At 40.9% G+C, this 25650-nt stretch carries 21 protein-coding genes; 1 reads left to right on the forward strand and 20 read right to left on the reverse strand.

Features of this window, described 5'->3' with window-relative positions; genetic code table 11:
- Positions 1–83: 83 nt before the first annotated feature.
- The 3 genes from DXC01_RS13370 to DXC01_RS13380 all read right to left on the reverse strand — a co-directional run bounded on the left by DXC01_RS13370 (position 84) and on the right by DXC01_RS13380 (position 2537).
- Positions 84–542: an Hsp20/alpha crystallin family protein gene (locus tag DXC01_RS13370; RefSeq protein WP_118699090.1), complete on the reverse strand. Its 459-nt coding sequence runs from the start codon at positions 540–542 to the stop codon at positions 84–86.
- Between the two features lie 345 nt (positions 543–887).
- Positions 888–2111, reverse strand: coding sequence for a tyrosine-type recombinase/integrase (locus DXC01_RS13375; RefSeq protein WP_118699097.1), 1224 nt, complete (start codon positions 2109–2111; stop codon positions 888–890).
- 231 nt (positions 2112–2342) lie between these two features.
- The gene (locus tag DXC01_RS13380; protein ID WP_118044984.1) at positions 2343–2537 is read right to left on the reverse strand and encodes a hypothetical protein; all 195 of its coding nucleotides are present in this window, start codon (positions 2535–2537) and stop codon (positions 2343–2345) included.
- Between the two features lie 564 nt (positions 2538–3101).
- Between DXC01_RS13380 and DXC01_RS13385 the strand changes: the two genes are divergently transcribed.
- Positions 3102–3647 carry a helix-turn-helix domain-containing protein gene (locus DXC01_RS13385; protein ID WP_118447460.1) on the forward strand — a complete coding sequence of 182 codons (546 nt, stop codon included), beginning with the start codon at positions 3102–3104 and terminating at the stop codon, positions 3645–3647.
- Between the two features lie 96 nt (positions 3648–3743).
- On the opposite strand, the gene DXC01_RS13390 is transcribed toward DXC01_RS13385, so the two are convergent.
- The 17 genes from DXC01_RS13390 to DXC01_RS13480 form a co-directional block, all read right to left on the reverse strand.
- Positions 3744–4898, reverse strand: a complete 1155-nt coding sequence (locus DXC01_RS13390) for a toll/interleukin-1 receptor domain-containing protein (RefSeq protein ID WP_227164610.1) — start codon at positions 4896–4898, stop codon at positions 3744–3746.
- Positions 4899–7016: a protease Lon-related BREX system protein BrxL gene (gene brxL, locus DXC01_RS13400; RefSeq protein WP_118447461.1), complete on the reverse strand. Its 2118-nt coding sequence runs from the start codon at positions 7014–7016 to the stop codon at positions 4899–4901. It abuts the gene before it with no gap.
- 20 nt (positions 7017–7036) lie between these two features.
- Positions 7037–9679, reverse strand: coding sequence for a BREX-1 system phosphatase PglZ type A (gene pglZ / locus DXC01_RS13405; protein ID WP_118447462.1), 2643 nt, complete (start codon positions 9677–9679; stop codon positions 7037–7039).
- A 9-nt stretch (positions 9680–9688) separates the two neighbouring features.
- The gene (locus tag DXC01_RS13410; protein WP_118447463.1) at positions 9689–11161 is read right to left on the reverse strand and encodes an RNA-binding domain-containing protein; all 1473 of its coding nucleotides are present in this window, start codon (positions 11159–11161) and stop codon (positions 9689–9691) included.
- Positions 11162–11198: 37 nt separating this feature from the next.
- Positions 11199–11990, reverse strand: a complete 792-nt coding sequence (locus DXC01_RS13415) for a hypothetical protein (RefSeq protein WP_118447464.1) — start codon at positions 11988–11990, stop codon at positions 11199–11201.
- Positions 11977–12438, reverse strand: coding sequence for a TFIIB-type zinc ribbon-containing protein (locus DXC01_RS13420; protein ID WP_118447465.1), 462 nt, complete (start codon positions 12436–12438; stop codon positions 11977–11979). Before DXC01_RS13420 ends, DXC01_RS13415 begins: the two co-directional genes overlap by 14 nt.
- A 17-nt stretch (positions 12439–12455) precedes the next feature.
- Positions 12456–15938 (reverse strand): BREX-1 system adenine-specific DNA-methyltransferase PglX, encoded by a 3483-nt coding sequence (gene pglX, locus DXC01_RS13425; protein WP_118447466.1) that lies wholly within the window; start codon positions 15936–15938, stop codon positions 12456–12458.
- Positions 15939–15953: 15 nt separating this feature from the next.
- Positions 15954–19502, reverse strand: coding sequence for a BREX system P-loop protein BrxC (gene brxC, locus DXC01_RS13430; RefSeq protein WP_118699091.1), 3549 nt, complete (start codon positions 19500–19502; stop codon positions 15954–15956).
- A 13-nt stretch (positions 19503–19515) separates the two neighbouring features.
- Complete coding sequence (locus DXC01_RS13435) at positions 19516–20076, reverse strand: DUF1788 domain-containing protein (RefSeq protein ID WP_118447468.1); 561 nt, start codon at positions 20074–20076, stop codon at positions 19516–19518.
- Between the two features lie 11 nt (positions 20077–20087).
- On the reverse strand, positions 20088–20693 hold the full coding sequence (locus tag DXC01_RS13440; RefSeq protein ID WP_118447469.1) for a DUF1819 family protein: 606 nt from the start codon (positions 20691–20693) through the stop codon (positions 20088–20090).
- Between the two features lie 14 nt (positions 20694–20707).
- Positions 20708–20926 (reverse strand): helix-turn-helix domain-containing protein, encoded by a 219-nt coding sequence (locus tag DXC01_RS13445; protein ID WP_002578407.1) that lies wholly within the window; start codon positions 20924–20926, stop codon positions 20708–20710.
- Positions 20927–21056: 130 nt separating this feature from the next.
- The gene (locus DXC01_RS13450) at positions 21057–21317 is read right to left on the reverse strand and encodes a hypothetical protein (protein ID WP_118447470.1); all 261 of its coding nucleotides are present in this window, start codon (positions 21315–21317) and stop codon (positions 21057–21059) included.
- Between the two features lies 1 nt (position 21318).
- Entirely contained in the window at positions 21319–22545 is a 1227-nt protein-coding gene (locus DXC01_RS13455; protein WP_187307067.1) for a relaxase/mobilization nuclease domain-containing protein, read from the reverse strand.
- Positions 22494–22874: a plasmid mobilization protein gene (locus tag DXC01_RS13460; RefSeq protein ID WP_118699093.1), complete on the reverse strand. Its 381-nt coding sequence runs from the start codon at positions 22872–22874 to the stop codon at positions 22494–22496. The genes DXC01_RS13455 and DXC01_RS13460 overlap by 52 nt, the downstream gene beginning before the upstream one ends.
- A 766-nt stretch (positions 22875–23640) precedes the next feature.
- Positions 23641–24093 (reverse strand): hypothetical protein, encoded by a 453-nt coding sequence (locus DXC01_RS13470; protein ID WP_026649311.1) that lies wholly within the window; start codon positions 24091–24093, stop codon positions 23641–23643.
- Positions 24090–25034 (reverse strand): ParM/StbA family protein, encoded by a 945-nt coding sequence (locus DXC01_RS13475; protein ID WP_182438813.1) that lies wholly within the window; start codon positions 25032–25034, stop codon positions 24090–24092. Before DXC01_RS13475 ends, DXC01_RS13470 begins: the two co-directional genes overlap by 4 nt.
- A gap of 251 nt (positions 25035–25285) precedes the next feature.
- Complete coding sequence (locus DXC01_RS13480) at positions 25286–25555, reverse strand: helix-turn-helix domain-containing protein (protein WP_243111625.1); 270 nt, start codon at positions 25553–25555, stop codon at positions 25286–25288.
- Positions 25556–25650 lie beyond the last annotated feature (95 nt).

Raw genomic sequence — 25650 nt, forward strand, 5'->3', positions numbered from 1 at the left:
CTGCCCGAAGTCTCCGGGCAGCACCACGATCTTTTTAGCGGTCAGATATTGTCTGACGGGAATCTGATCAAATCAATTACTGATTATTCAATGGTAATATATTTCGGATCATTGGAAACCGGTTTTGCTTCTTTCTTCGGAACAAACAGTTTCAGGATACCGTGTTTGTATTCACCTTTGATGTCTTCCTGTGTAACATCTTCACCTACATAAAAGCTTCTCTCGCATGCTCCTGCATAACGTTCACGTCTGATGTAACGTCCTGTCTTCTTGTCATCCTGCTCTTCATCAAGACCTTTGGCTGCACTGACGGTCAGATAACCATCTTTCAGAGCCACTTTAACTTCCTCTTTCTTAAATCCAGGTACATCAATGATCAGTTCATAACCTTCCTTGGTTTCTTTGATATCTGTTTTCAGAAGGTTCTGTGCTCTGTGTCCATACAGCTTCTTCTCTGCTTTCTTCTCATCTTTGTCATCGTAATAGAACGGTGTAAAGAAATCATCAAATAAACTTTCTCCAAAAATACTAGGCATTAACATAAGTCATCTCTCCCTTTTCTTTATAATCTATATCAACTAACTTGTTAAGTACTGAACCCGGCTGGTATGGAGGATATCTAAGAGATTTTCTTTCAATCTTCTTATCTCTTTATCCCTCTTCCTTTGTTCTAGCTGTAATATAACACTTATTGTTAGCACTGTCAAGAGGTGAGTGCTAATTTTTTTGTGAAGATTTTGTGAAGCCTTGATTTTATGGGCTTCACAGGGATTTTTCACTTGCTTTCGCACTCGATTTTCTTGATTTGACCACATTTTTACGACAAATCTTTTGAAAAATATATTTGTCTGATTTTCTTACCACATTTTACGACAACGACATCTGGTTTATACCACAGCAGGTACAGTTTCCGGCAGGTTCATTTTAGACATCTCATTCTCCACGTGAGACTTCTCAGCAATATGATTATAGACATTCATTGTGATCTGTGCATCTGAATGGCCCATCACATACTGCATAACTTTGGGATTGACATTATTCTCACCCAGTCTAGTACATCCCGTATGACGAAGGGTATGCGATGAAATAGGAGGCATCAGCTCCGGCTCTCGCTTCTCTTCTTCTGCCAGTTTGCTTTCTTTTTTATTATAGGCATTGACAATATTTTTCAGAAAGCTGTTCACTCCCGCCGGCATGATCGGACGTCCATGCTTTGTATTGAAAATGAATCCACTGCGTCCACCGATCTCCACATTGCTCTGCAAACCAAGCATCAGGTTCAGCTCTCTCTGTTTACGGAACGCATCATATACCATCTGTGTCATAGGAATATCTCTGATTCCCGCATCCGTTTTGGTTTCTGAATCATGGAAACAATATCCGTCATCACCTTCATAATACACAAGCTGTCCACCTACATGGATCTCCCGGTTCTTCATATCCACATCTGACCAGGTTAAGCCGATGGTTTCACTCACTCTCAAGCAAGCCCCAAACATAACCTGCATCATTGGAAGATGAGGCTTATACACATTACTCTGTTCAACAAACTTCAGAAGTTTTTCCTGCTGTTCCAGTGTCAGTGCTTCCTTCTCTTTTGCCGGAGCCCCATAATCTCCAAGTGTTCCTGTTACCGGATTCTTACGGATAATCCCATCTTCCACTGCCAGTTCAAAACTGGGATTCAATAAGCCATAAAGACCTTTGATCGTACTGTGTGCCAGTCCTTCATCTGACAATGCGGAAAAGAACGTCCTTACATGTGATGTCTTGAAATCCACAACACGAATGTTTCCAAGAGTATTTCGTATCCGGTAATCCCACATACGGATATAATTCTTCTTCGTTCTTTCCTTGATATTCTTTGTTGCCATGTATCGCTCAAACAACGTATTCACAGTCAGCTTCTTGACTGATGCATCTGTAATAAGCAGATCATCCATATCCTTATTGATCTTCTTTTCCATTTCTCGTAAACTCGCCAAATCAGCTGCATAAACCGAATTACGCTTTCCGGTAATTTCATCTTTGTAGCGATACTCATAACGTCCATCAGGACGCTGGTATTCACCTGTTTTTAAATTTCTGCCTTTATTATCTTTTCTTGCCATATCAATCATTCCTTTCACTTCATTTTTCGTTATTCGGAATGATTTTTGTCCTGTCGGTATCAGTCATATACTGTCTGATATCTGCTCACAGATTAACATAATATTTTATGATTTCCAAGGGTAAATTCCTGCAAAATGCTAATTTTTATTTGCCTGTTTTACAGGAATATTTTCCCTTTTTTGCTTTTCATTCCGAAGGAAAGTTGTTGTATTTTATCTTCTCATCTTTCATTACACTGCCATTGCATCAAGATATTTTTTTATCTTATCCACGTTATAAAGAACACGTCTTCCAATAATCACTCTTGCTTCTGCATAATCTGCAATTTTCTTTGCAGTTACTTCTCCGCAGGATAACATTGCCATTAATCCTTCAATATCTACCGCCAGACGATTCTCAGTCTTATACTCTGTTGTTTTTCTCATGATGCACATACCTCCTTTCCTCCGTATTCTTCTGCATCACCTCCGAGACAGCGGTTATGCCCGTTGTCAGTACACTCTACTTTTTGTTTAGACTTCTTACGATGATTTTCCATTCTGTTCGGCGTGTTGGCTTCCATTTGTATATGGCGGTGTCAACGTTACAATTGACCTCTATCAGAAATCTTTCTGAATACTGGCAGCTTCTTCTCAAGCATACCAGCCGTTGCCGGAGTATCTTCGGTTTCCACATACTACTCTCTGATACAGCGGTGGAATCCTGTGTTACCTTTAAGCCCGAAAGGCACCCATACAGCTCATTCAATTTTCAAGGTTCAATAATCAAAAGTTTTGCAGGTATACATTTTTGTACCCATTTGATTTAATGCCATTATATCCCCCGTTACTGCTAATGTCAATAGCACCTCATGCGTTTTAGGTTCTTTTTTGTACTCTTTTTCATTGATTTTCTGCTAGTTTGTGTTATAATATGGACAAATAGTTATTCATTTCTTGATTTTACTATCTTCAATGGATGTTTATCAGGACTAATGCAGAGGTGACTTTATGAATTTTAATCTGAAATTAAAAAAAATCCGGACATTCCGGAAAATGACACAAAAAGAACTGTCAGAGAAAATCGGACTGACCGATCAGCATAGAATTGTACAATATGAAAAAGGCGTTCGTGTTCCCAAAAAAGATCTGGTCGATAAAATGGCACAGGCTCTTGATGTCAATCCTTATACCCTCTATGATACCGCTGGACGTGACGCTTCCGAAATGATGGAACTGCTTTTCTGGCTGGATGAATTTAATCCATCAGCATTGCATCTGCTTCTCCCTCGGAAATTTCCTGGTGAGAAATGCAATGAAGTAGCTGACACTTCCGTTTACTACCATGACAATGATAGCTGGCCTGTCCATGCTCCTGTCTGTATGTGGTTTAACTATGGAGTTCTGAATGATTTTTTGAAAGAATGGGTGGTTCGGATGGATGAACTGAAATCCGGTGAGATTACCAGAGATGAATATTTTGAATGGAAAATCAACTGGCCACAGACCTGTGATGGGTGTGGGAAATATGAACCTAAGAAAAAATGGCGAATATAGCAAATACAATGCTCCCCAAAACTGGACAATATTCCAATAATGGGGAGCTACTATTCTTTTTTTAATCTAATGCTCTTCTACTATATGTATTTTTCATCACTCAACTACTTTATAGCCCGCATTTGTAATTACACAAATTTCTTCGCTTTTTCTTTCAATATATTTTTCTTTCAAACAAGCATTAAGCGCCTCTTCCCAAACAGCATATTCACGTCTATCTGGATACTCCTTAGCAACTACTTCGCTGCCAATTTGAATATATGTACCTGATTCCAAATCTGAAGTTATCAGAATCTGCCCTCCCGGTGCATCTGCCACTTTTTTAAGGAGTTGCTTCATTTCCTCTGTAATTAAGGCAGGTGTAGCACTGATATTCTCATTTTTGGTTGATACATCGCCATTTATTTCACTGATGAACTTGTCCCTTGCTTCTTCCCAAATAATATCTTCATTATCTGAAATATCAAATTCTGATTCTAATTCCCGTCTCAACTGATTTAGGCGATCTTTTACTTCTGAACGATCACCATCTAACTTAATAGCAATGCAGTCACTTCCAATTACACCTTTCATTCCAGAAAAATCAAAACCAGGAAGAAGAAGTGAAGTTGCATTGGCTCTTAGTACCCATGCTGCGCCCATTTCATTTAAGCTGACTGGGCTTTCGTAATATTCTGGCGAATGTACGAAAATAATATGCAAGTCATAATTAAGGAACCGTTCCCTTAAAAAGTCAAAAATATTGGCTCCATTTGGTATTCCATATCCTGGTAGGGAGCTACAAAAAATATCTCTGCGAGGACTTAAATTGATTGAACGAAGTAAATCCGCAATTTTTGCAACTTGATCCTTATTCTTAGAAGAATGACTTATAAATATAAGCGGTTTCTTTTTCATACCAGAAGCACCTCCTTGTGAATGTGACAATCCTGACTCTTTCTCCTCGTCCGGATAATATTTATCAATATTTTTTCTAATAGCCTGAAGTTTTCCGACAAGCTCAATAAAATACTTTTTCTCCGTAAAACCATCCAGACGCTTGCCACAGAAATTGATAGTTTCCCACACAAAAGTGTCATGAGTTCGATCATAAATTCCCTGTAATTCCAATTTTATCTCTTGAAGCCAATTTTGGAATTCAGGCACATCACTGATCCGTTCAAAGGATGTTCCCATACCGCCACCAAACGGATGAAACATTTTTTCTATTTCTTTTCGTGAATCTATAAGTTTAATTAAGTCTTTCTTCAATCATTCTACCCCCAATGCCTTAAACACCGCATCTTCCGCACTCTGGTACGGAATCAGCTGAAATGCACTCATCAGATCAGCCGGAACACTTGCGAAATCAACAAACGAGGTACTCGGAATCAGCACCTTCTTTGCGCCGCTATCCAGACACACCTGAAGTGTATTGGCAAGTTCATCCACCTTTATCATTGTACCACTAATTGTTATATCTCCCAACACTGCCAAGTTGCTGACAACAGGCTTTCCAAGGGCAATCGAACAAAGTGCAATTAATGTTGGAAGTGCCAATTTGTCTGTCATACCAATTCCCTGTAAATCCTGATAGTTGATGATATAGTCTTTGGTTGAAGTACTGATAGCGCCACTGATCCGATTGCCGTTGGCTTTCAGATAATTAAATGCCGTGTTCACCGCTTCCTTGCATTTAGAATCGCTGCCTAAGCCAGTCCGTTCAATTTTGCCATTGCCCGGAAGCATCTGACTTTCCAAACGGAATACACCAATCATGCCGCTTTTTCCTCTGGATACGGTATAAATCTGCCCCGGGTTACACATTCCATCCGGTATCAGCTTACCGCCACCCTGTTCTGGTACAGAAACATAATGTTCTGACATATCTTCTAAATCTATATAGGAGAAGTTCACATCATAAAACTCCATACCACCCAGCTTCTTCAATTGCTCCTTGACACGGCGACGCATTTCCAATGCAATCTGAATAATTTCTTCCAGTTCTTCTTTAGTAAACTCACCATTTGGGTACATCAACTTCAGATAACCGTCTATCATACGACGAACCGCAATTGTATCACGCTGATTCAGATTTCTCCCCAAGCGGAAGTAGTGGTCAAGTGCATCTCCATACTGCTCCTTACGAAGCTCTCGGATGAATTCTGCCAAATAGTCACTGATAAAACCGTAATCATCGGTAAAATGCTCCGGTCTGAACTTCGGTATCTCCCATCCAGGAAGATAACAGTGCATACGATCAAGAAATGCTGTATCTGTTCCCATTTCCTGCGGGAAAGGTGCAAACAGACTGGAGGTTTTCAACAGCACATCCACACTCTGATTGATATTTCCCACAAATACCATGGACGCAGTAGCAGCTTTTTCTTCTTTGCCACGGGCAAAAGATCCGGATGCCATATAATCCTTCATGATCTGAATGCCATCTTTATCTTTAAACTTGATACCTGCCACTTCATCAAAGGCTACACAATCCCATAAGCCGACCAGTCCGACCGTTTTGCGTCCCATATTGTAAAACAGATTTGCAACTGTCGTCTGCCCACCGGATATTAAGATACTATTCGGAGAAATCTCTTTGTAGAGATGAGATTTACCGGTACTTCTCGGTCCAAGCTCGCAAAGATTAAAGTTATTCTCAACTAATGGAATCATACGGGTCAAGAGCAACCATTTCTCACGGTATGTAAATTCATCTGGCTCCATGCCGATAGAACGAAGAAGAATATCCAACCATTCATTTTTCGTAAAAGCTGTTCGCCCCTGCTTTAGTTCATCAATATCAATGTGCGGCATCTGGATCGGTGTCAGCTTACGGATACTAATTGGTGAAATATCTTTCTGCTTTTTCTGTTTGGAACGAAGCGGATTTCCCTCAATGTCCTCAATGCCAAAATTATTGTCGCCTTCAACCTCATAATCCAGCTGAACAATACACCAGATACCGCCACAGAGCAGGCGATCAAATTTTTCTGGATATTCATCGGCAATCGGTACATTACCAACGCCCAAATTAGAAAACTCTGCAAAAAAGCAATCCTTTTTCATATCCAGTCGAACAGTCACCATATCAATGATTGTGTGACTTCCTTTTTTACGCAGCTGAGACAAAATTTTCTGTGATTCATCCGGGCGTACAAAGTTGTCAGCAAGAATACGCTTCACATTCTGTACGCCTTTCTCTATAACCGTCTCATCATCTGAACTGCAATACTGTCCCAACAAGAACTCAAGAACATACACTGGGACATTCGCCCCTTCTTTAATTTTCTTTGTCAGGTCTTTCCGAACAATCTTACCGTCAAAGTTCTGACGGAGCTTGTTCTTTATTTCTTCACGGGTACTTTCACCCTCTGCAAATTGCTCCATCTTTCTCTCCTCCTGCGGCATTAATTAAAAAAATCAAACTCGTCCACCGCAAAGGCGATGTCAATCTGGAATGGCTCCCGCTGTGGCAGCTGTAATCCCTGTTCATCTGCAATTACCAGATAATAAGTAGCTGTATTGCTGTATTTCAGAGATTTCAAATTAAACTGACAACGGAAAGTTCTTTCTGCACCGTTATCGCTGGTCTTATCTGCAATAATCTTCTGAATATCACTAATCTGTTTGCCGTCCTCATCTGTAAAATAAACTTGATAGGTTGCTGCTTCACGATTTGTACTGACCGCATCTTTTTGATAGAAGTTCAACGAAAAAATCATATTGCTGATTTTACGGTTTGCGGACAGTAAATTGACCGTTACCGGCTTGGTATCATATTTCTGCTTATTTCGCCTATATTCCATAGAATCATTGCGGAGATAATGATACTCAATCACCGGAACAACCATTTCCTGCAAACTGATACCACCATGCACAAAATTCATACCGCCGCCATTCATTTTGATACGAATACTTTCTCTCGGTGCAAATCCATTGAATTCCGTATTTCCGCCCAAGAATTTTACAGGCATCAAGTAATCTGGTTGCACACCCTTCTGCATAATTGCATATCTTCTGCCATACTCCACACATCGCTTGATACTTTCTTTTTTTGTAATGTCAGTGTTTGTTACATCCACATCAAAAAATCCTCTTTTATCTACTTTGTCCTCTTCCTTCAAAGGACTGTATGTATAAAGAAATCCATGATCTGCCGTAATTAAAATATTCGTTCCGCCAAATTCATTTACAATGATACGCACAAGATTCTTCAATTCTGAAATTGCCTTGTCACACGCAGCAAAAACAGCAATATCCGAAGTGTGGCTGGCTTCATCAATGGTATCGTGGTAAATATAAACCACATCCATACCTTTTACCAAAGCACATCTTTCCGCTCGTTTCATAGCAATGATGTCATTATACTTTAAGGCCACGCTTGCCGAATCTTCTGTTTTCAGAACCTTGTCCCTATAAGTACTTGCCGTAGACTGTCCATCTGCCAAAACCGTCAAAATATCGTTCCGAACCTCTACTGTCAATTCTTTGTGCGGCAACAAAGCTGCCATACCAAACTTTGTAGTAGAAGGGAAGATACTCTGCATACTACTGATAGAAACCTTACTTTGCGTTTCTCGCTGAAGCTGATCTGCCATCGTAGCTGCCACTTCATAACGCATGGCATCTGAGATAATTACAAATACTTTAGTATCCGAAGTCTGAATACGAGAACGGTAAAAATCTTCCTGCTGCGGTACTTCCAGAACTTTACCGTAAGTTGCCAGTTCATCCGCACATACATCTGACCAGTTATTGCCCAACTCACCTAAGAACCAGTGAGTATAAAGTCCTTCCACCTTATCGACAACATGCTTGAACAAATCATCCAGCAGAATATTGGAAGTCTCCAAGCTCTTTTGAAAACTAAGATGGAACAAACGGTAATATGTGTCCATCTGATAGTAGCTCTCAGTATATTCTTTCCAGATACTTTTCGCTTCTGCGGTATGGAATCCGGCTGAATGTTCCTTAAAGAAACTTTGCATATTCGCCACTTGTAAGATACCGTCATAAAAATTTTCAAATGGCTCATACCATACACAAGTTCTCCGTTTTTCAACAGTATTCGTAATGGTATCCACATCAATGATATGGTCACTGATCTCTGTCATTAGCTTTGTCAGAATCACTTCATTAATACACGGGAAGCATTCTGTTCCTACCAAATCCTCTACCGTCAGCTTTTCAAAGCGCTGATACAGACGGGCTTCATCCTCAACATAACGTGCCACATCATATAATTGCGGAATGTTGTCACTATGAAGCCATTCAGAAATAAAATCATAGCAATATGCCTGATGTGGCATGGAAATAAAGCCGTCCAGTCCGGCAAGATATTCCTGCCGCATGGTGCGGGTCGTTGCAGTTAAAAGCAGATGAATTGCTAACCGCCCAAGGTCTGGTTCTTCCTCCACAAATCCGCATCCCTGACGAACCATCGCCCAAAATGCTGTGTCTGCATGATATTTTACAAAATCCTGATAAACCGTATTATTATTCAAATCAAGTCCCGCCTGGAACACACTACGGAGAATCATATTAGGCTGTGCATCTTTCAATCCACAGATTGCCGCCATAACAGCCATGTGTAACTGTGCCGGTGTTTCCGGAACTTTATTCTGTGTACTAACTTTCAAACGACGGTCTTTCGCATTGAAGTAAGCACGATAATTTTTAACCTGTTTCCTCATTGCCGGATTTGATATAAGTCCCATCTCATCCATCCAGATAGAAATCAGATCTGCCCGAAACTCTTCGCTGTAAAGCTCCACGTCCAGAAGCCAGTTATCATCCGGGCGATTATAAACACACGGACTGTAAACCAGATAATTTGTGGTCAAATCATCTACTGAAAGCAGTTTTTTTACAGAAAACGAATTATTTCCAGTCAGCGCAATCACCTTTGCATTTTCCAAAACCACTTCATCCAGTTTATCCTCAAATTCCTTATCTTCATCGTACCAGAAAATGATACGACGCTGATAAAACTCAGCCAGAGGTGCAGCAAATCTGCGATTTAAATCTTGTATTATTTTATCTGTATCCATGCTGTCCTCCTACCTTATAATTTTCCAATTTGCTTTTCGTTTTGTTCCGCCCTGTACCAATCTACCTTTTTCCTGTAAAGAAGCGAACATTCGAGAAACCGTTCTTTTCGATATACCCATTTTTTCCGCATAATATGCCTGTGTTGCAGACGGATTCTTCTCTATAATCTGCAACAATTTTTCTATCTGCGTCTGTTCCTTATTAAGCGGCACTTCAGCGCTATTAGTGCCATCATCAACGCCACATTTAACGCCATTAGCGCCATTTTTAGTGCCATTGGCGTTAATCATGGCGTTATTGGTAGCAACCTGACCTCGATAAATATTAATACGCAAATCAACTTCGCCACCAATAAACTCCGGCTCCCGCAATCCGGCAGCTTTTACTTTATCAATAATTCTCGGAATGCCGCTTCCCCAATGCTCAATCAGGTTCATATAGGCAAACGCATGGGCAAGAGCTTCATTTCTGATTTTGGAATAGCCTTCTTTCATACGCTCCATCGTTTGTCCCATTGGCAGCTTTCCTGGAGAAGTAATTTCCAATCGGTTGTCATATACCGCTACCTGTATCGTACCATGATCCAGATAACTACGATGTACCATAGCATTGATAATCAACTCACGAATGGCATCCGGTGGAATCTCATAAACATCCTGGCGATAAATTCCCACAATAGTAGCACCCAGATGAATATTTCTTAAGACAAACTGAAATGCTTCGTCTATCTGTTCCCAAAGCGGACCGCTATATTCTCTACGGTCAACAAAAACTGCTTTTGTTGTCCCTTTGAACACACCACATTGCGTTGCAACATGAAGTCCTCCGTTTCCAGTCAAAATAGCAAAAGCATTAGACGGATAATCTTTTCCATCACGCTCAATTAAAATTCCCCAGGAACGCAACTGCTGTCTTCCCACATCTTTAATCGATGCTTTCTGTTCCTCTGTACGGGCATTTCTGACAGCCTGCTCTTTCATAGCTTTGCAAAGGGCATCAATATCTTCCTCTGTAACATTTAACCCAGTACATAAAGCCTGATCATAGTAGCGGTTATTGCCCTCAAACAACAACTCCTTTACCATATACTCATCGGCAAGGCGGGTAGTTCCGGCAACACGGACATATACACCACCATCTCTACCAAGAGCTTTGATATAATATGGACGTTGTCTGCCCTCAGAAACCTCTACCACGATGACAGTCTTACCATCAACCGTCTGTAAAGTAATATCCGGGATGATTGCCGGTTCACAGCTGTCTGATACGGCATTGGCAATGGCATCCATTTTCTTGAACACATCTTCTTTGTCAAAGCCGACAACCTCTCTGGTTTTATCGGCAATTCCGAAAATGATTTTCCCTCCGGTTCCATTTGCAAAGGCAACCACAGACTTCATATATTTGATGCTTTTCTCTGGCAGGGTCTCTTTGAACTCTATATTCTTGGATTCACCTGCAAGAATTTCTTCTATGGTCATTGTAACACCTCGCTCTCTTTTACAGTTTTAACTGTTGTTACGATAGCATTGGTCCAACGAATTGAATCAATGCCGCAACTGCCGATCCAAATTCGACAGTTCCTTTTATAGCCTGTAACGAAGCTATTGCTGTCTTTATCATAGATTTCTTTGGCTTTTCAGATATAACTTCTGCTTCTATAACTTCCAAGCTTTCAGATGCTGCTTCTTTATCCTCATCAGATGTAAGAGTATCCATCTTCGTCCTAACTGCATCAATTAACTGTTCAATATCGTTTGCTGTTGCCCCAATATTTGTAGTTGCCATAACAGATGAATTATCATTTGCAATAATAGCTTGACCATTTTGCACCGTCACATTATAAATATTCTTTTCATCTATTCCCATATCAATACCTACTTTCGTTAAATAACTTTCCACATGGCGAATCAACACCATAACAAATCGTTCATTAAAACCTTTGATTTTATCTTGCCATTTGGATGAAGAAGAATATCCCATGGCAACACCACGATATACAGAACTGTTATTTTCCACCAAATATCTTAAAACAGCGTACACATTTCGTATTTCTTCGCTATCAGTTTCACCCAATGAAAAAATCAATCTTCCGTAGGATCCTTGTACTTCTTTAACTTCACTCTCTAAATTCCAATCACAGCTGCCACAATCATGAATATAATCACTTATAATCGGAGTACTATCTATGTAGTTCACAAATTTCCCAAGCACATCAGCATAATCTTCATAATTTGCCTGAAGTAGTCGATTAGAGCAACTATTAAAATCATATTGAATTTTTCGCAATTCTTTTCTATTCAATTTCATAATTTTTCACCCCACAAAACGGGCAATATGCACCCGTCATTTTCAATAATGGTTTAATTTTTGCAGTACGTTTGCAACATGGAAAATCACAAATTTCCATTGCTTCTATTCCTGAACGAATAGGATCTTCATTTTCATGCTTCGGACGTTTTCCAGCCTTGAATGTAATGATTCCTTTTTTGCTATGCCGTTCCATTTTTTTGAATTCATTATAAATCATATCATTGACAGCATTCGTCTCCATTTTCATGGCAAGTTCAAGTACATCCTCAGTAACATAGTTTTCGCTTATTAAGCCACAACTTGGACAAAATATATGAAGCACCCCGTCATCCTCCAAATCAGAAGGAGTTGCCTTAAAATATGTGCCACATTGTTCGCATTGCAAAAGAACATAACCATCATCATCTGTAGGAATAGGAATCGTCATATTGATTTCATCACTCATATTGCTCCCCCCCTTACTTACTTTATTTTAGCCAACACATCTTGAAAAATTGCATAATTCTTCTTCACGCCATCGTCCAAATCAATAGAAATCATCTGGTCGGCAAGGTGATGAATCTTTTCCTCGTAGGTTCTGATTTCAGTATCCTGTGCTTGTAAAGTGGTCAGCTTTTTATTCAGCTTCACACGCTCACCAGTGGACGCATTGGCAATACGCTGTTCCAGATCGGCAAGGGCAGTGCGGTAACGAGCCTGCTGCTCATGCACATAATCGGTACGGATGCGGGCAATGGTGTCCGGCTGATAGCGGTGCATATAGATCAGTGCCTTGAAGCCATTCTTTTTGCCACTGTCAAACAACCAGTAGATCGGGCGTTTCTGATACATCTTGCAATGGTCGGAGTAGAAGTCACTCAGGAAATAATTCCGAATCACATCCTTCGGCTGACCCTTGCCACCCAGAGCATCGGCAATGAATTTCAAGTTTTCGTCCAGCATATCAGCACCGTAAACGGTTTTCACAAACTCCACGAACAAACCAACAATATCATCCTCAAAGTATTCATCGTCACAAATTGGGATAATGTTATCCTTATCAACCGCAAAAGAAACACACTTACTGGCATCCCATTCGCCGCCTGCATAGGCAAGACCATCCACATCCAGAGAGTAGCGACCAAACATACAGCCAACCGCATAGGAAATGAAAGAGCGAATATCTCTGCCAAGGTCAGCTTTGCGGACAGTAACATCCTTATCCTCAACTTCTGGTGTCAGTTCGTCCTGTAAACCGTAAATGTCAATGAAAATACGGTTCAATTCTTCCTCGTTGGATTTCAGCTGGTTGAAGCGGTCATCACATTCAGTCTGCCACTGGTCAAAGGCTTCGGCAATGGTAGGAACGTTGCGAAGTAACGGATGGTGCTGGAAATCCCATGAGGTTTCAAAGGAATCCCAATCCTTTTTTGAAAAATCAACATTCTCTCCTGCCAAAGCGGAAACTTTGCTTTTCTGATCTCCAATATCTGGTACAATAATTTTCCCAACATCTCCAACTTGACAATGAATTGTAGAATTAAATACTTTAAGCAATTCTGCAAATATTGACGTATTGGCATACCCCAAAAGCCATAATTGATCTTCTTCTTTTGGAAAGAAACAATGACCAGAAATATCATAAAATGTATCATCTGGTGCTATACGGAAACTATTTTTGCTAATAGTTAAATCTGTCCATGTGCATTTTTTCTTTTTCAAGAAATCCAAATCTAACACTCTGGCATTTTTTTGCTGCAATATAAAATCCGGTGTTTTATTATAAAACAAAAGATATTCTAAATTACCGTACCACTTTCTGTAAGCTCCTCCCTTCAAATATTTAATCCACTTTAGTCCATAACTGGAGCCATTAAATTCAGAAAAATCCACTTCATGCCATAGTCTTAAATATCTATCATTATTCGATGTCTGCATGCCAACTTTAGGAGCAGCAATTTCTGTCATGGTTTTGTAATTTCCATACATCTCATATATTTGGCGATGTAACCAATAGGCTATTGGCATTCCAGGAATCTTCATAAAATCTTCTTGTTGAATGGTATGTAATCCTTTTCTGTGTAAAAAAGCGTTCCTACGTTCCTCTACACCATGAACTTCGCCCTGGCTATCAAATAATCTATAATATCGCCCCACATAGTTCTTAATATATGTTTTAGATATAACAAACGTTGTTGTGCCAAAATCCGATCCGAAAATTCCTCGTCCTGGGTGAACCATATTAACGATCATATTGTTACGAAGCATTGTATTTCGCATTTTTTCATAACTGGACAAGAACATCCATACTGGAATGTTTATCATAGAAATATAACCATGGCTCGTACTCATTTCTAATGTTCGTTCCATCATGATTGTACTCATATCCGATTTCGTATCTGGATATTTTTTCTTTACAAAAGAAGATAATTTTCCCGACATTCCTGACGCACCCATATACGGCGGATTCGTTACAACTGCATCATAATTCTGTGCCAATGCTTCCGCCACCTGCACCAACGGCAGTAACTCTCTCAATGCCGTCTCACGGGACATATTTATATCTTCTGTAATCTCTGCAAAACGATCATACAGTGCAGACCAATCCTGCGGTGTTACGGTCAGAATAGAGCCGTATTCCTTTGCATCATGCAGCTCTTTAATGATGGTGTCCATAGCAACTGTGAGCTTCATATCGCCATTACAGAAATAGTCCATCGCAAATTTATCTACATGGTTGCTCTCCACAATAGCGTACACATGGGGCTGAATGCCACGGCTGAAGAAGCGGCGGTCATACTGACGTGCTTTCATCATTACCGCAAAGTAAGCCAGCTGTGCCGCACGGTCATCAATATCCAGACCGTAAAGATTGTTCTCTACAATGCTTGCCACCGCTTCACGGGTGGTATAGCCGTAGGATTCATAAATCTTCATCAGTACGTCAAACATATATGCAAGGATATGACCGGAACCGGAGCATGGGTCAATGACTTTCAGCTGATCCGGTGTCAGTGCGGCGTATTCCTTACGAATTTCTGCAAGCTGTGCCTGCACTTCCGGCTCCTGCTCAGCTTCTTCCAGATAGTAGTGCCATTTGGTATCTTCCATGTCACGGTTTCCAGCAGCATAGGCAGACTGTTCTTCCTCGGTAGGAAGAAGCTGATCTTTGGCATCTGGGTGTCCTTCCAGCCACAGACGACCAAGGCTGTTCTCTACCATGTAGCGAACAATCCAGTCCGGTGTAAAAAGCTGGGTTGCTGCAGGGATATTTTCCTTGGTGATTTTCACATTCTTTTTCAGAGCTGCGAAAACATCGTCTTTTTTCTCGCTGTTATAATACTGATACAGCCAGCCGATGATCTGGACAGCATCCTTCCAATCATCCTCTGGTATCAGCTCAATCATCTGCTGAATGACACTGCCTTCACGGAGCAGATTGTCCGGCAGAAGAAGCTCTGTGTAGTCGGCAATCTTTTGGAACATTCCCGGCAAAATTTTATTCAGAGCGTTGCACTGCACAGTCAGTAGGTATTTATACAGTTCTTCGGTCTTTTCTGCATCTTTCAGCTCATAGACTTTTTCCATATTGAGTCCATCCAAATCCAGATGAATGGCTTCGGTTATAATCTGCGGCTTAAAGTTGTTTTCCTCGTCCGTAAATACACGCACATGAGAAGGAAGATAGCCGTTGACTTCCATGAATCGCAGAGCAGAGAAGCGATTGAACCAAGTATAGGCAACCTCTTCCATGACCTGCTTATATCCTTTATCGTTAATCTCGGCAATCAGAGCCTGACGCTGTTTCTTTTCATCGGCAGTGAGGACTTTGCCGCCAACACTGTCCGCATTGGCATCCTCAATGTTATCCTCTGTGATACCGTATTCCACACCTTTTAGGGAAACACGGGCGATCAGCTCTGTTCTTGCCCAGACAGCAAATTTTTTAATCGCATTCTTATCCATACTCGTCTCTCCTCGTTAGTTCAGCTTAATCTCGTCGCAATTCTTCAACAACTGTTTCAGCTGAGAACGAATTTTCTCTACATAATCATCAATATCCGCATCCGTCTGTAAGGTCTTTGCCTGAAATACAACCTGACGGTTATAGGCACGAACCACTTTCTTCTTTACAGGAGCAGTTTCTTTTCCTGACTGTGTCGGCTGTACCTGTGGCTTCGGTACAGGCGGAGCCAGAACGGATTCAATATTATCGACTGTATCATCCTTGTACTGACACATTGGCAGAAACATGGCATCCAGAAGGGCAAGGCTTTTTAATTCTGCGATTTTTTCCTTGCACTGGCTGAAATACCGGTCTGATTTTTCAATCAGATGGGATGCCTTGGAATCGCCGTTTGCAGCAGTGTGGGTTGCTTCCATACACTGACGAACTGTTTCCAGAATCTCAACACGTTTTTCTTCCAACATCTTGTCATGAGCTGTACGAACAGTATCCATCAGCGGATTCAGTTCACGAATCCGGTTATAGTTGAACTTACTTCCGGTCTGAACCATGATAATCAAACGAATGGTATTCAGTGCCTTGTGTGCTTCCTCATTTTCTGCGATACAATCAAGATCATCATGCAGAGATTTTTCAAACTGTACTGCCTGATCGAACACTGTTACCTGAGTTTTGAAGAAGTTTTCAATGCCGTTGCTCATGGCTTCTTTATTATCAAAGAGAGCATCCTCTTTTTTCAGCACACGCTCAATCAGAGCAATATTGTCTTTCTTCTGTGAAAGTACATCGTCCATCAGATGAATGGCTTCCTGTACCAATGCACGATCCGGGTATTTATGTCCGTCATAACGAGCATCCAAAGAAGCATAGTAATCACGCTGCTCGGTAAACTTCTCCGTCACAAAGCGAATCAGGCCATCTTCATCGTCCGGTACATCCATGATGTCGAAATACTCTCGGAGCATCGCTTTTACATCACGCATCATCATAGCAGAAATGGTTTTACGCTTGCTGATGGAAGTCTTTCCGATCTCACTCTTTTTGCGGAGCATATCCGGCAACTTCGGGTCATCCGGCTGAATGGTATTGCCTGCATACTTGATGGTTACTTTCTGGGAATAAATCAGCTGTGCCGCAACCGCAGCAATATCAATTTCTTTCCATCCATACGGAATCGCACTGTATTTGCTTTGCACATCTGCCATAGAAGTCGGCAGCTTTTTTGCATCCTGCATTTCCAGATATTCTTCCATGGCAGAAGCAGCATCACGGTTCGGTTCCATGCCCGGAAGTGCTGTTACCGCACCTGTCAGAATCGCAATAATATCTGCATCACTGCCTGCATTATCTGTAATCAAGTCGAGCTTGCTATACACATGGGCAACCAGATATTCAAGTGACTGGTCAATCTTACTCTTTGCATTTCCGGCTTTGATTTCCAGATGCTCACCGTCTACATAGAACTGTGCCCCCTCGATGGCATTTTGCAATTCGCTCATGGCACTCAGCTCATATTTTCCGGCTTCGTCCTGCTGGTCACTTATGATTTTCTGCACAGTTTTTGGAAGCTGGCTTACATTTCTCTGCTTTACATACTTGCGAATTTTCATAGCAGATTCCAGAGATTCATAGTAAGGTGTGTCAGCCAGGACCACGATTGCTTCGTTGCCTTTGGATTCTGCCATCAGACGATAATCCGTTTTTTCAATAGCATCGGTAGCAACAGTCAGGAAACGTAGACGCATACCGCCTGTTGCCACACCGACAGTAATACCATCTACCATTTGGTCGAAGGCAAAGTCATATTTTCCATAACGGAACTTCTTAGTTGTGAAAATATCACCGTAAATCATCTGAGCAATACGCTCTACGATAGAAGCGGTATCCACATTTGTATCTCTAATTTCACGCTGAATGTCCTGTTCTTCGTCAGTCAGGAAGTTATAAGTATCACCGGTTCTGCCGATATAGTTTTGGCTCATCAGACGATCAAGGCATCCACGGACAGCTTCACGCATGATAATCTTATCCACACGAATATCGTCTGCCATAAGGATAACGATATTGTCCAAATTAGAAGGAATATCATCAATATATCGAATCAAGTACAGAAGTTTCAGCACATCCACATCCTGCTGTTCGATGCCATCGCCGTTGTCGGCTGCTTTCTGACAACGCTCAATTACACGACGGATTGAACCATCCAGAAAAGTATGTACGGTATCATAAAAACGGAAGAATGGAACAAGTGCGTATTCATCCTTCTCCTGAATTTTCTGTGCAGCTTCCTGGAAACCGGACAGCATGGAACGCTCACCACCAGACAGGTGCTTACCGGAATTTCCATGTTTCCGGATTTCAGCAAATACCTTCTGCATGATGATAAACTGATACGGCACGAACGGGAAGTTCTCGGTAAATTCCCTTGGGCCGGAATAACCTTTAATATCCAGAATGGAACCGTTAAAGCTGAACAGGTTACGAAGAACAGAATCATTCTGCTCATAAACATCTTCCAGATTTTTAGCTGCTTCTGGTTTCTTTTTCAGAATACGTTTCTGGATGACTTCATCCACAGAGGAAGATGATAAACTCAGTCTTGTCTTAAAACGAGCCTGAATACGGGAGAACTCATCGGCACGAACTTTGATGATTTCATCAATCGCTTCCTGTCCGGTGCAGATCACCCAAATCTTTCCTTCACACTCACTTCCGATTTTTTCTGTCAAAGACTGGAGGTTCAAAAGCATATCGGTGTCTGTGCCGACATACTGACCAACTTCGTCGATCATAAACAGCAGACGGAAGTTCGCTGGTTTAGTATCCACATAGGCTTTCATATCTTCCACAAGCTGAGCAATAGATATTTCTGTTGCAGTTTTATCATTGAACCATGCCTTGGCATCGTCCTCACTCATATCCAGAACTTCCATTAAAGTCGGAATAATAAACTTTCCATTGAATGCAAAGGCACGGCGCATTTCCATCCAGGACTTGCCTTTCTTTTCTTCAAAGACTCTGCGGAACTCCTCCGTTTTTCCCTGCTGGTCGATATAACGCTCCATCATGGCAACTTTCAGATTTTCTCCGTAAAATCCCAGATGGTTATAGAACATCTTCGCAAAAACACGAAGTACAGCTGTCTTATCTTTATTGCTGAATCCCTCAATATCAATATTAAACAGAATTGTCTCCGTTGTTCCCTTTGTAGCACGGTCAATCAGCATAAAGGTTGCCGGATCGTCCTCAAACTTTTTACGAAAACGTTCTACACTCCGAATACCTTTTACCTCTTTATTTTCCAGAAGGTAGGAAAGCATTTTCAGAAAGTGAGATTTACCACTTCCAAAGAAACCAGAAATCCAAACCCCCATATCAGCCGTAGGCTGGTCAAAGGCATCTCCATAATAGTTGAAGAAAGTGATGAAGTGTTTCTTCAATTCTCTGGTAATGACATATTCATTTAACTCCTGCTCGATTACATCATCAGCAGCCTGATCTACTTTAATTACACCATTGATTTTGCGGTTGATGTCATCCGCAAACATATCTCGAATCATCATGGTTTTATCCCCCTTAATCTATGACATTGAATGCCCGGTAATAATCATTTGGTGTCAGACGATTGAACAGTTTTACATGATGACCATCGAACTCACCCGGATACATAACCAAAATCGGAACATCCGAAAAATACGGTTGCAAGGCTTCCAGTAACGTATGGATTCTCATAAATGGAAACACCTCGCCTACACCTGTCAACATCAGCACATCACCTGGTTCGTGTGGCTCATACTGAATTTTATCAATGAACTCTCCATTGCCGATTGCGGAATTCAGCTGCTCCAGAAGATAAGCACTCCCGTCAGCTTCTTCCATATCTGGAATTGCATCTGTGATGTCCATATCATCGCAGATAGAGAGAAATGTTTTATATAAATTACAAACGATCAAATGGCAATCTAAGGACTGATCAGTTTCCAGCTGATTCACAAAATGGCGGACAACCATTTCATTTTCAGGTTCATAACAAAAGATTCTGATATTCACTTCATTGCTCAGTCCCTTGCCTTCCAGGAACTCCGGTTCCTGGATCAATGCCCGAACTTTGTCCAGGCGCTCTTTTATTTCACTCATCGGGTTACCTCCTACACAAAGCAATTAAACGCCGGCAGTATTGTCATATCGCCATTGCTTCTGATGGCATTTTCCAAAACAGGATGCAGCCATACTGGATTCAAATGATCTGCCTTGAGATTATCGAGATATTCTGTTTCGACAAGCACTCTGGCAATAATCTGTTTTAACTTTGTTATTGTACTATCGCTCCAGGAAGCCACGGTATCATTCTGCTCCTGCAAGCGCATAAAAAATGTATTCAAATCAATCTTACCAAAAGACGTGTCCCTTAATCTGTACTTCTCGCCAATGACGGTCAGCATAAATTCCCAGACCAGTCGGCTTTGCTTCATTAACGCATACAGACAAATCTGTTTTGCTACATCAGTTGGTTGTGACGCAATCGCAGAAACCAGAGAATCATCTTCCAGAGCATGAAGCCGTTTGATGCAGGCTTTCGCCATGCGTGTGATAGATTTTTCCGTTGGGTACTGGAAGAGATTCTGCTCTACAATTTCTTTTACAATCGCATCATTGGAAATTCCTTCTACCATTAGCTTTGCGGTAGAACGCATTTCGTAGAAAAGGAACGGCTCTCTGGTCAAAGACGCAATATAAGGATAAGAATGATCCATGTTCCCGTACCTCCTTACTGCTCCTCTTTTTTATCAGGAACAAATTCCATGATATCTCCCACATCACAATTCAAAGCAGAACATATCTTTGACAGAATCTCTGTACTTACATTTTCATCTTTTGATAATCGAGACATCGTTGTTGTACTAACTCCTGTCATTGCACGCAAATCTTTCTTCATCATTTCTTTATCAATTAACAATTTCCACAATTTCTTGTAACTAACTGCCATTTTTTCACCTCAATCTTATTTGCTTGAAATATCTGTTCACATGGTATTTATCATCATATCACAAAAATGCGTTTCAAACAATCTAATCCATCAAAAATCAAAATTTAATTCTGAAATATCGCATTTAAAATCACAAGAAACACATCTTAACAAGACAAGCTGAAAGTACAAATGCCACTATATATCCGATTCCACAGAAAAATTTTATCTCGTTTATTTTCTCTGATTGCAATTTTATTCTTTTTTTCAGTTTTTGCACTTCCTTCTCAGCTATCTTTCTATTCTGTTCCGCTTGATACTTTAATGACTGTAATTGTTTTTCTGCTTCTTTTTGTTTTCTATATGCCTCATCAACAGCTTGCACAGATGATTTATTAACCTGTATCTGCAATTTAGCGTTCTGGTCCCGAACGTCTTTTATTTCTTCTTCGAGCTGCTCTTGCTCGCTCCTGCTCTTCAATCCGTTTCTGTTCCTCAAATCGTCGTTGTTCTTCTGAAGCGATTGATTCAGCTTCTGCGTTTCGGACAGTTCGGTTGTCAAACGATGAATTTCGTCGTTTAATTTCCGAATTTCGTCTTGCATTTCGTGATTCTCGAAGAATAGATTCTGTTTTTCCATTTTCAGCTTGTGTGTCCTTTCCTGAAATTTCTGGATAAACTCGTTCATCTTCTGATTTCTCACCTGTAATTCGTCCCTCTCCACCGTTTCTGCCTGCTCCTTCGCAAGCAACTTCCACTTGTCGGTAGTATACAGCGAGTTCTTCGTCTGATCCGTTTGTTCGTTCTGCTTCGGCTCGTATCCTTTCGTAATTTCCATTAAATTCATTTTCCAATCCCTCCTTGCTGATATCCAGATGAAATGTTTTTGACAAATTGCTGTCTCGCACCTTCTTCCCGTCCTGGTTCTGAAAAGTGATGTGCTTCCGTTTCTCTGACCAGTTTACATTCCATCCAAACTGTTTCATTTTTTCTATAAACTTTTCTTTGCTGATACAATTTTCCATTGCCTTTAATACTGCCATTGCACAGTCCGCTACAAAGCTGTCCTTTACCTGCTGTCGGAACAGGTTATATTTGTCTTTGCTCCATGCAATGACTTCCCCTTTTTCAATCTGACTTCCATCAAAATGTTTTCCTTTTTCAGCAACGGACAAGCCACGTTCTCGGCACATCTGATTGGTAAGCTGTTTCATACGCTCCAGATCCTTTTTGGTGTTATGCAGTTTTCTTCCATCTTCATAACTCACTGAATTAGTAACCAGATGGCAGTGGATATGATCTTTATCCTTATGCACAGCCACTAAGGTCTGGAATCCACTAAACCAATTTTCTGCAAACTCCTTCCCAAATTCTAATGCCTGCTCCGGAGTAATCTGCTCGTCCTTATGCCAAGAAATAATGTTGTGAGCGTACATTCTCCCAGAATCTTTATCCCATAACTTCTTTTCCTCTAAAAATGTTCTGTACACTAGATCATAATTGATCTCGTCATGACAGTACGGGCCTGTTACACAGGTAAATAATTCGTTGGTCTTGTCCTGTCGCAAAACATATTCGATGCAGTTTCTCATTGCTCCATGCGTATTTGTCCGCTTATTAATCGTCTTATTAATAGCCATATCTTTTCACTCTCCTTCCGGTACTTAAGAATATTTTTATTGAGGAAATACAACGTACTATCATTTGGAACTTCTCCATCTGTATGCAGCTTTCTTGCAATCTGATTAATATTTGTAGTAGCTCCACGAAGCTGACTGAGAATATCTGCAAACAGCTGGTTCAATCTTTTCAGTTCTTCCACTTCCTCTGTAGAAGCTATCTTCAAATCTGCGATTGCTTTTATTACAACTTCCTGCTGTGTTCTTCCGGATTCTTTCACTTTGTTTTGAAGCAGATTATATTCCTCGTTATTCATCCGTATGGTTACTGTATGATTTCGTTTTCTCATAGGCTTTTGTCTCCTTCCTTGCTTCATTTTCATTCTTTATCAACAGACACAGCGTTTCGGCTAAAATTTACAGGGATTCCATAAGGGGCAACGCCCCTTTGGTGGGTGCAGGGTGAAACCCTAGTCAATCAGTAAGTGTTCCGTAGGAATGTCCGGTGGACATTTCGCAGGAATACTTACGCCATTGACGTGCTGGGGTTACAAGGGGCGGAGCCCTCTGGCAAGTTTAGGGACAGCCCAAAGGCTGGCTCCGGTGCATAGTGGATTGCCACTTTGCGAAACTTGCCTGTCATCTCCCCACCACTGAACCGACACCCACCAAGCCATATTTTCCACCCTACGTTATCAGATCAAAATGGAGATGACGGTGGTTTTGTGGTGCAGGGACAGACTGTGGAAGAAAGAGAAAAGCTCCCATTCCGATAGATTTTCTCTTTCTGAAACAGGCTGTTCATGCATCACTCCGATGCAAAGAATCGGACAATCATGTGCCGTATCCGGCACTCTATTCTTTTCTTCGCCTTGCTTGTTCAATCCACCCATCTACCAACGCTTTTCTGTTATATTATCCTGTTATTTCTGTCTTTCTTTTTCTGGATCTCTTTCCATTTCTGCTAAAAGACATAAAAATAGCAGTCATAAACATTTCTCCAATTCATAATGTCTGAAATGTAATCACTGCCATTGTCTTTTTCTGCTATTCTGTTTTTGTAAAGCTATTCCTTACTGTCAGTCTGTTTTCCTGTTACTGCTATTTCATAACTATCTAAAAACTGTCTGCAAAATCCAATGCTGCATCCATATCAGCTTCTTTCTCCCAGTCCAGATTATCTTCTGCGATCTCTCCATCCGTTTTCTCCATTGTTAGTGTTCTGTCTGGCAGATTAATTTCTCCTACCGATTCTTTTACAAACGGTACAAGCATTTCCATCAGATTCTTCGCTATAGCCATCGGGGCAGATTCTTTCACTCCATCCCGGACAGCTGTTTCCACTCTTTCTAGAAAAGCATCTTCCTTTTCTCTGGTTTCCAGATACGGATCTGCTTCATTCCTGTACTCTCTGGAAAAATAATCGTTTAAAGCAACTACAACTGCTCTGGTGTACGATTTATATTTTTCCCTGTCCATCGTCTGCAAATATTCCCATGCCTGCCTGTCCTGTTCATCACAAAGATTCAAACGGATATTTGTGTTGATGATTTTCCGTTCTTTTCTCATACAAGCATCCCTCCGTTTCTCTGGATTTTCCTTACGGTCATTGCTTCATAGCCTTTCGCTGTGGCACAGATGTCCCGTACAATTGTCACCCGGCTCTTGTCATATTCTCCAAAATTCTGGATCATACAACCGCCACCGCCGACCACATACAGACGCATCAGTTCTGGATTATATTCCCGTTCTCTCAGCTTATGAAAGATTTCTTTCGTATAATCTCCGGCAGCTTTACGAATGACTGTCAGATATTTCTCACCAATATCTGCTGTCCCGGTACGGATCACCTGCTCAATCACCAGATCATCCACCACTGTTCCCAGTTCTTTCAACAAAGATTCCCTGACTGCAAGCACACACTGGTGCGTTCCATATTTCTCTGTAAAGCATTTCTTCTCTAATGGACGGGAATTATTGATATACATGATGTTCATTGTCCCGTTTCCAATATCCACAAGCATGTTGATTCCTTTAAAATCCTGTAAACGGTAAAAAGCTGCTGCAAATCCCTGTGGGTAAATATCAGCTCCTGCAAACTCTACATGATATTCTTTATTGCGGAATGTAAAATCCACACATTCATTCTGGAGAAGATATTTCTGGAAATCTTCTTTCTGTGTAGCTACCCAGGTAAGTGGAAGTCCGGCTGCAATGTGTACCTTTGCCCGGTTCATACCTTTCCCATCCAGTTCCCTTGCGATAGCCGCCAGTGTCAGCACATAATAGTCCTCGTCCTGCGTTTTCTCTGCACAGAACTCCTTGTGTTCCTCTCCGATCTGGTAATACATGCCATTGTAAACAAGAAGATTATTCTGGAAGATTGGCTCCTTGTCATATCTGGCTACACCGGATGGAAAGCATCTGGTAGCTGTTTTCATGTTTCCATAACCATGATCAATCCCGATCACCATAACTGTTTCATTTCTGTTATTTTTCATCATTCTCATAATCATACCTCATTCTTTCTTTTCTTATCCAATCCTATTAATACTTACGTGAATTGATAAGATGGATATTTTATTTACTGATTCTTTAATAATTCATATTTAGTAACATAGATTATTAATAGCAACGATTTGTCCAGTATGGGATTTACCATATCTGGTTTTCCTATTTTCTGATGTCCGGAGATAGAAATTTCCTATGACCTGATTGTCCAAAATTGGACTATCTACCCTTAGGCACTTCTCTTCTCCACTTAATCATTTTCTTCTCCTAATGGAACTTCCCGGATAATATATTCGGTATCGCCATAAAAGCCATACTCATTACGCAATCTATGACGTTCCACATATCCATGATGCTCTAATTCCTTAATTGCAGAACGAACAGAATCAATCCCATCTCTGCTCAATGTTGCCAGTCCTTGCATATTGTAATTCCAGTCATCTGGCAAACTTAACATCAGCGATAATAGACCTTTCGCTTTCAATGTCAGATTCTTATTCTTGAAATGATGATTACTCATTACCGTAAAATTCTTAGTTCTCTCTACACGAAAAATCTGGTCGAGTAGATACATCCGTTACCGAATGTATCCCTCACAGAATTCCGGACGTGCGG

The organism is Blautia sp. OM07-19 (genome assembly GCF_003481595.1).
Classification (GTDB): Bacteria; Bacillota; Clostridia; order Lachnospirales; family Lachnospiraceae; genus Blautia_A; species Blautia_A intestinihominis.

Bases quoted from the DNA above. Each gene is read 5' to 3' on its own strand.
- DXC01_RS13370 (WP_118699090.1), bottom strand. From the start codon at position 542: ATGTTAATGCCTAGTATTTTTGGAGAAAGTTTATTTGATGATTTCTTT.
- DXC01_RS13375 (WP_118699097.1), bottom strand. From the start codon at position 2,111: ATGGCAAGAAAAGATAATAAAGGCAGAAATTTAAAAACAGGTGAATAC.
- DXC01_RS13380 (WP_118044984.1), bottom strand. From the start codon at position 2,537: ATGAGAAAAACAACAGAGTATAAGACTGAGAATCGTCTGGCGGTAGAT.
- DXC01_RS13385 (WP_118447460.1), top strand. From the start codon at position 3,102: ATGAATTTTAATCTGAAATTAAAAAAAATCCGGACATTCCGGAAAATG.
- brxL (WP_118447461.1), bottom strand. From the start codon at position 7,016: ATGGAGCAATTTGCAGAGGGTGAAAGTACCCGTGAAGAAATAAAGAAC.
- pglZ (WP_118447462.1), bottom strand. From the start codon at position 9,679: ATGGATACAGATAAAATAATACAAGATTTAAATCGCAGATTTGCTGCA.
- DXC01_RS13410 (WP_118447463.1), bottom strand. From the start codon at position 11,161: ATGACCATAGAAGAAATTCTTGCAGGTGAATCCAAGAATATAGAGTTC.
- DXC01_RS13415 (WP_118447464.1), bottom strand. From the start codon at position 11,990: ATGAAATTGAATAGAAAAGAATTGCGAAAAATTCAATATGATTTTAAT.
- DXC01_RS13420 (WP_118447465.1), bottom strand. From the start codon at position 12,438: ATGAGTGATGAAATCAATATGACGATTCCTATTCCTACAGATGATGAT.
- pglX (WP_118447466.1), bottom strand. From the start codon at position 15,938: ATGGATAAGAATGCGATTAAAAAATTTGCTGTCTGGGCAAGAACAGAG.
- brxC (WP_118699091.1), bottom strand. From the start codon at position 19,502: ATGATGATTCGAGATATGTTTGCGGATGACATCAACCGCAAAATCAAT.
- DXC01_RS13435 (WP_118447468.1), bottom strand. From the start codon at position 20,076: ATGAGTGAAATAAAAGAGCGCCTGGACAAAGTTCGGGCATTGATCCAG.
- DXC01_RS13440 (WP_118447469.1), bottom strand. From the start codon at position 20,693: ATGGATCATTCTTATCCTTATATTGCGTCTTTGACCAGAGAGCCGTTC.
- DXC01_RS13445 (WP_002578407.1), bottom strand. From the start codon at position 20,926: ATGGCAGTTAGTTACAAGAAATTGTGGAAATTGTTAATTGATAAAGAA.
- DXC01_RS13455 (WP_187307067.1), bottom strand. From the start codon at position 22,545: ATGGCTATTAATAAGACGATTAATAAGCGGACAAATACGCATGGAGCA.
- DXC01_RS13460 (WP_118699093.1), bottom strand. From the start codon at position 22,874: ATGAGAAAACGAAATCATACAGTAACCATACGGATGAATAACGAGGAA.
- DXC01_RS13470 (WP_026649311.1), bottom strand. From the start codon at position 24,093: ATGAGAAAAGAACGGAAAATCATCAACACAAATATCCGTTTGAATCTT.
- DXC01_RS13475 (WP_182438813.1), bottom strand. From the start codon at position 25,034: ATGAGAATGATGAAAAATAACAGAAATGAAACAGTTATGGTGATCGGG.
- DXC01_RS13480 (WP_243111625.1), bottom strand. From the start codon at position 25,555: ATGAGTAATCATCATTTCAAGAATAAGAATCTGACATTGAAAGCGAAA.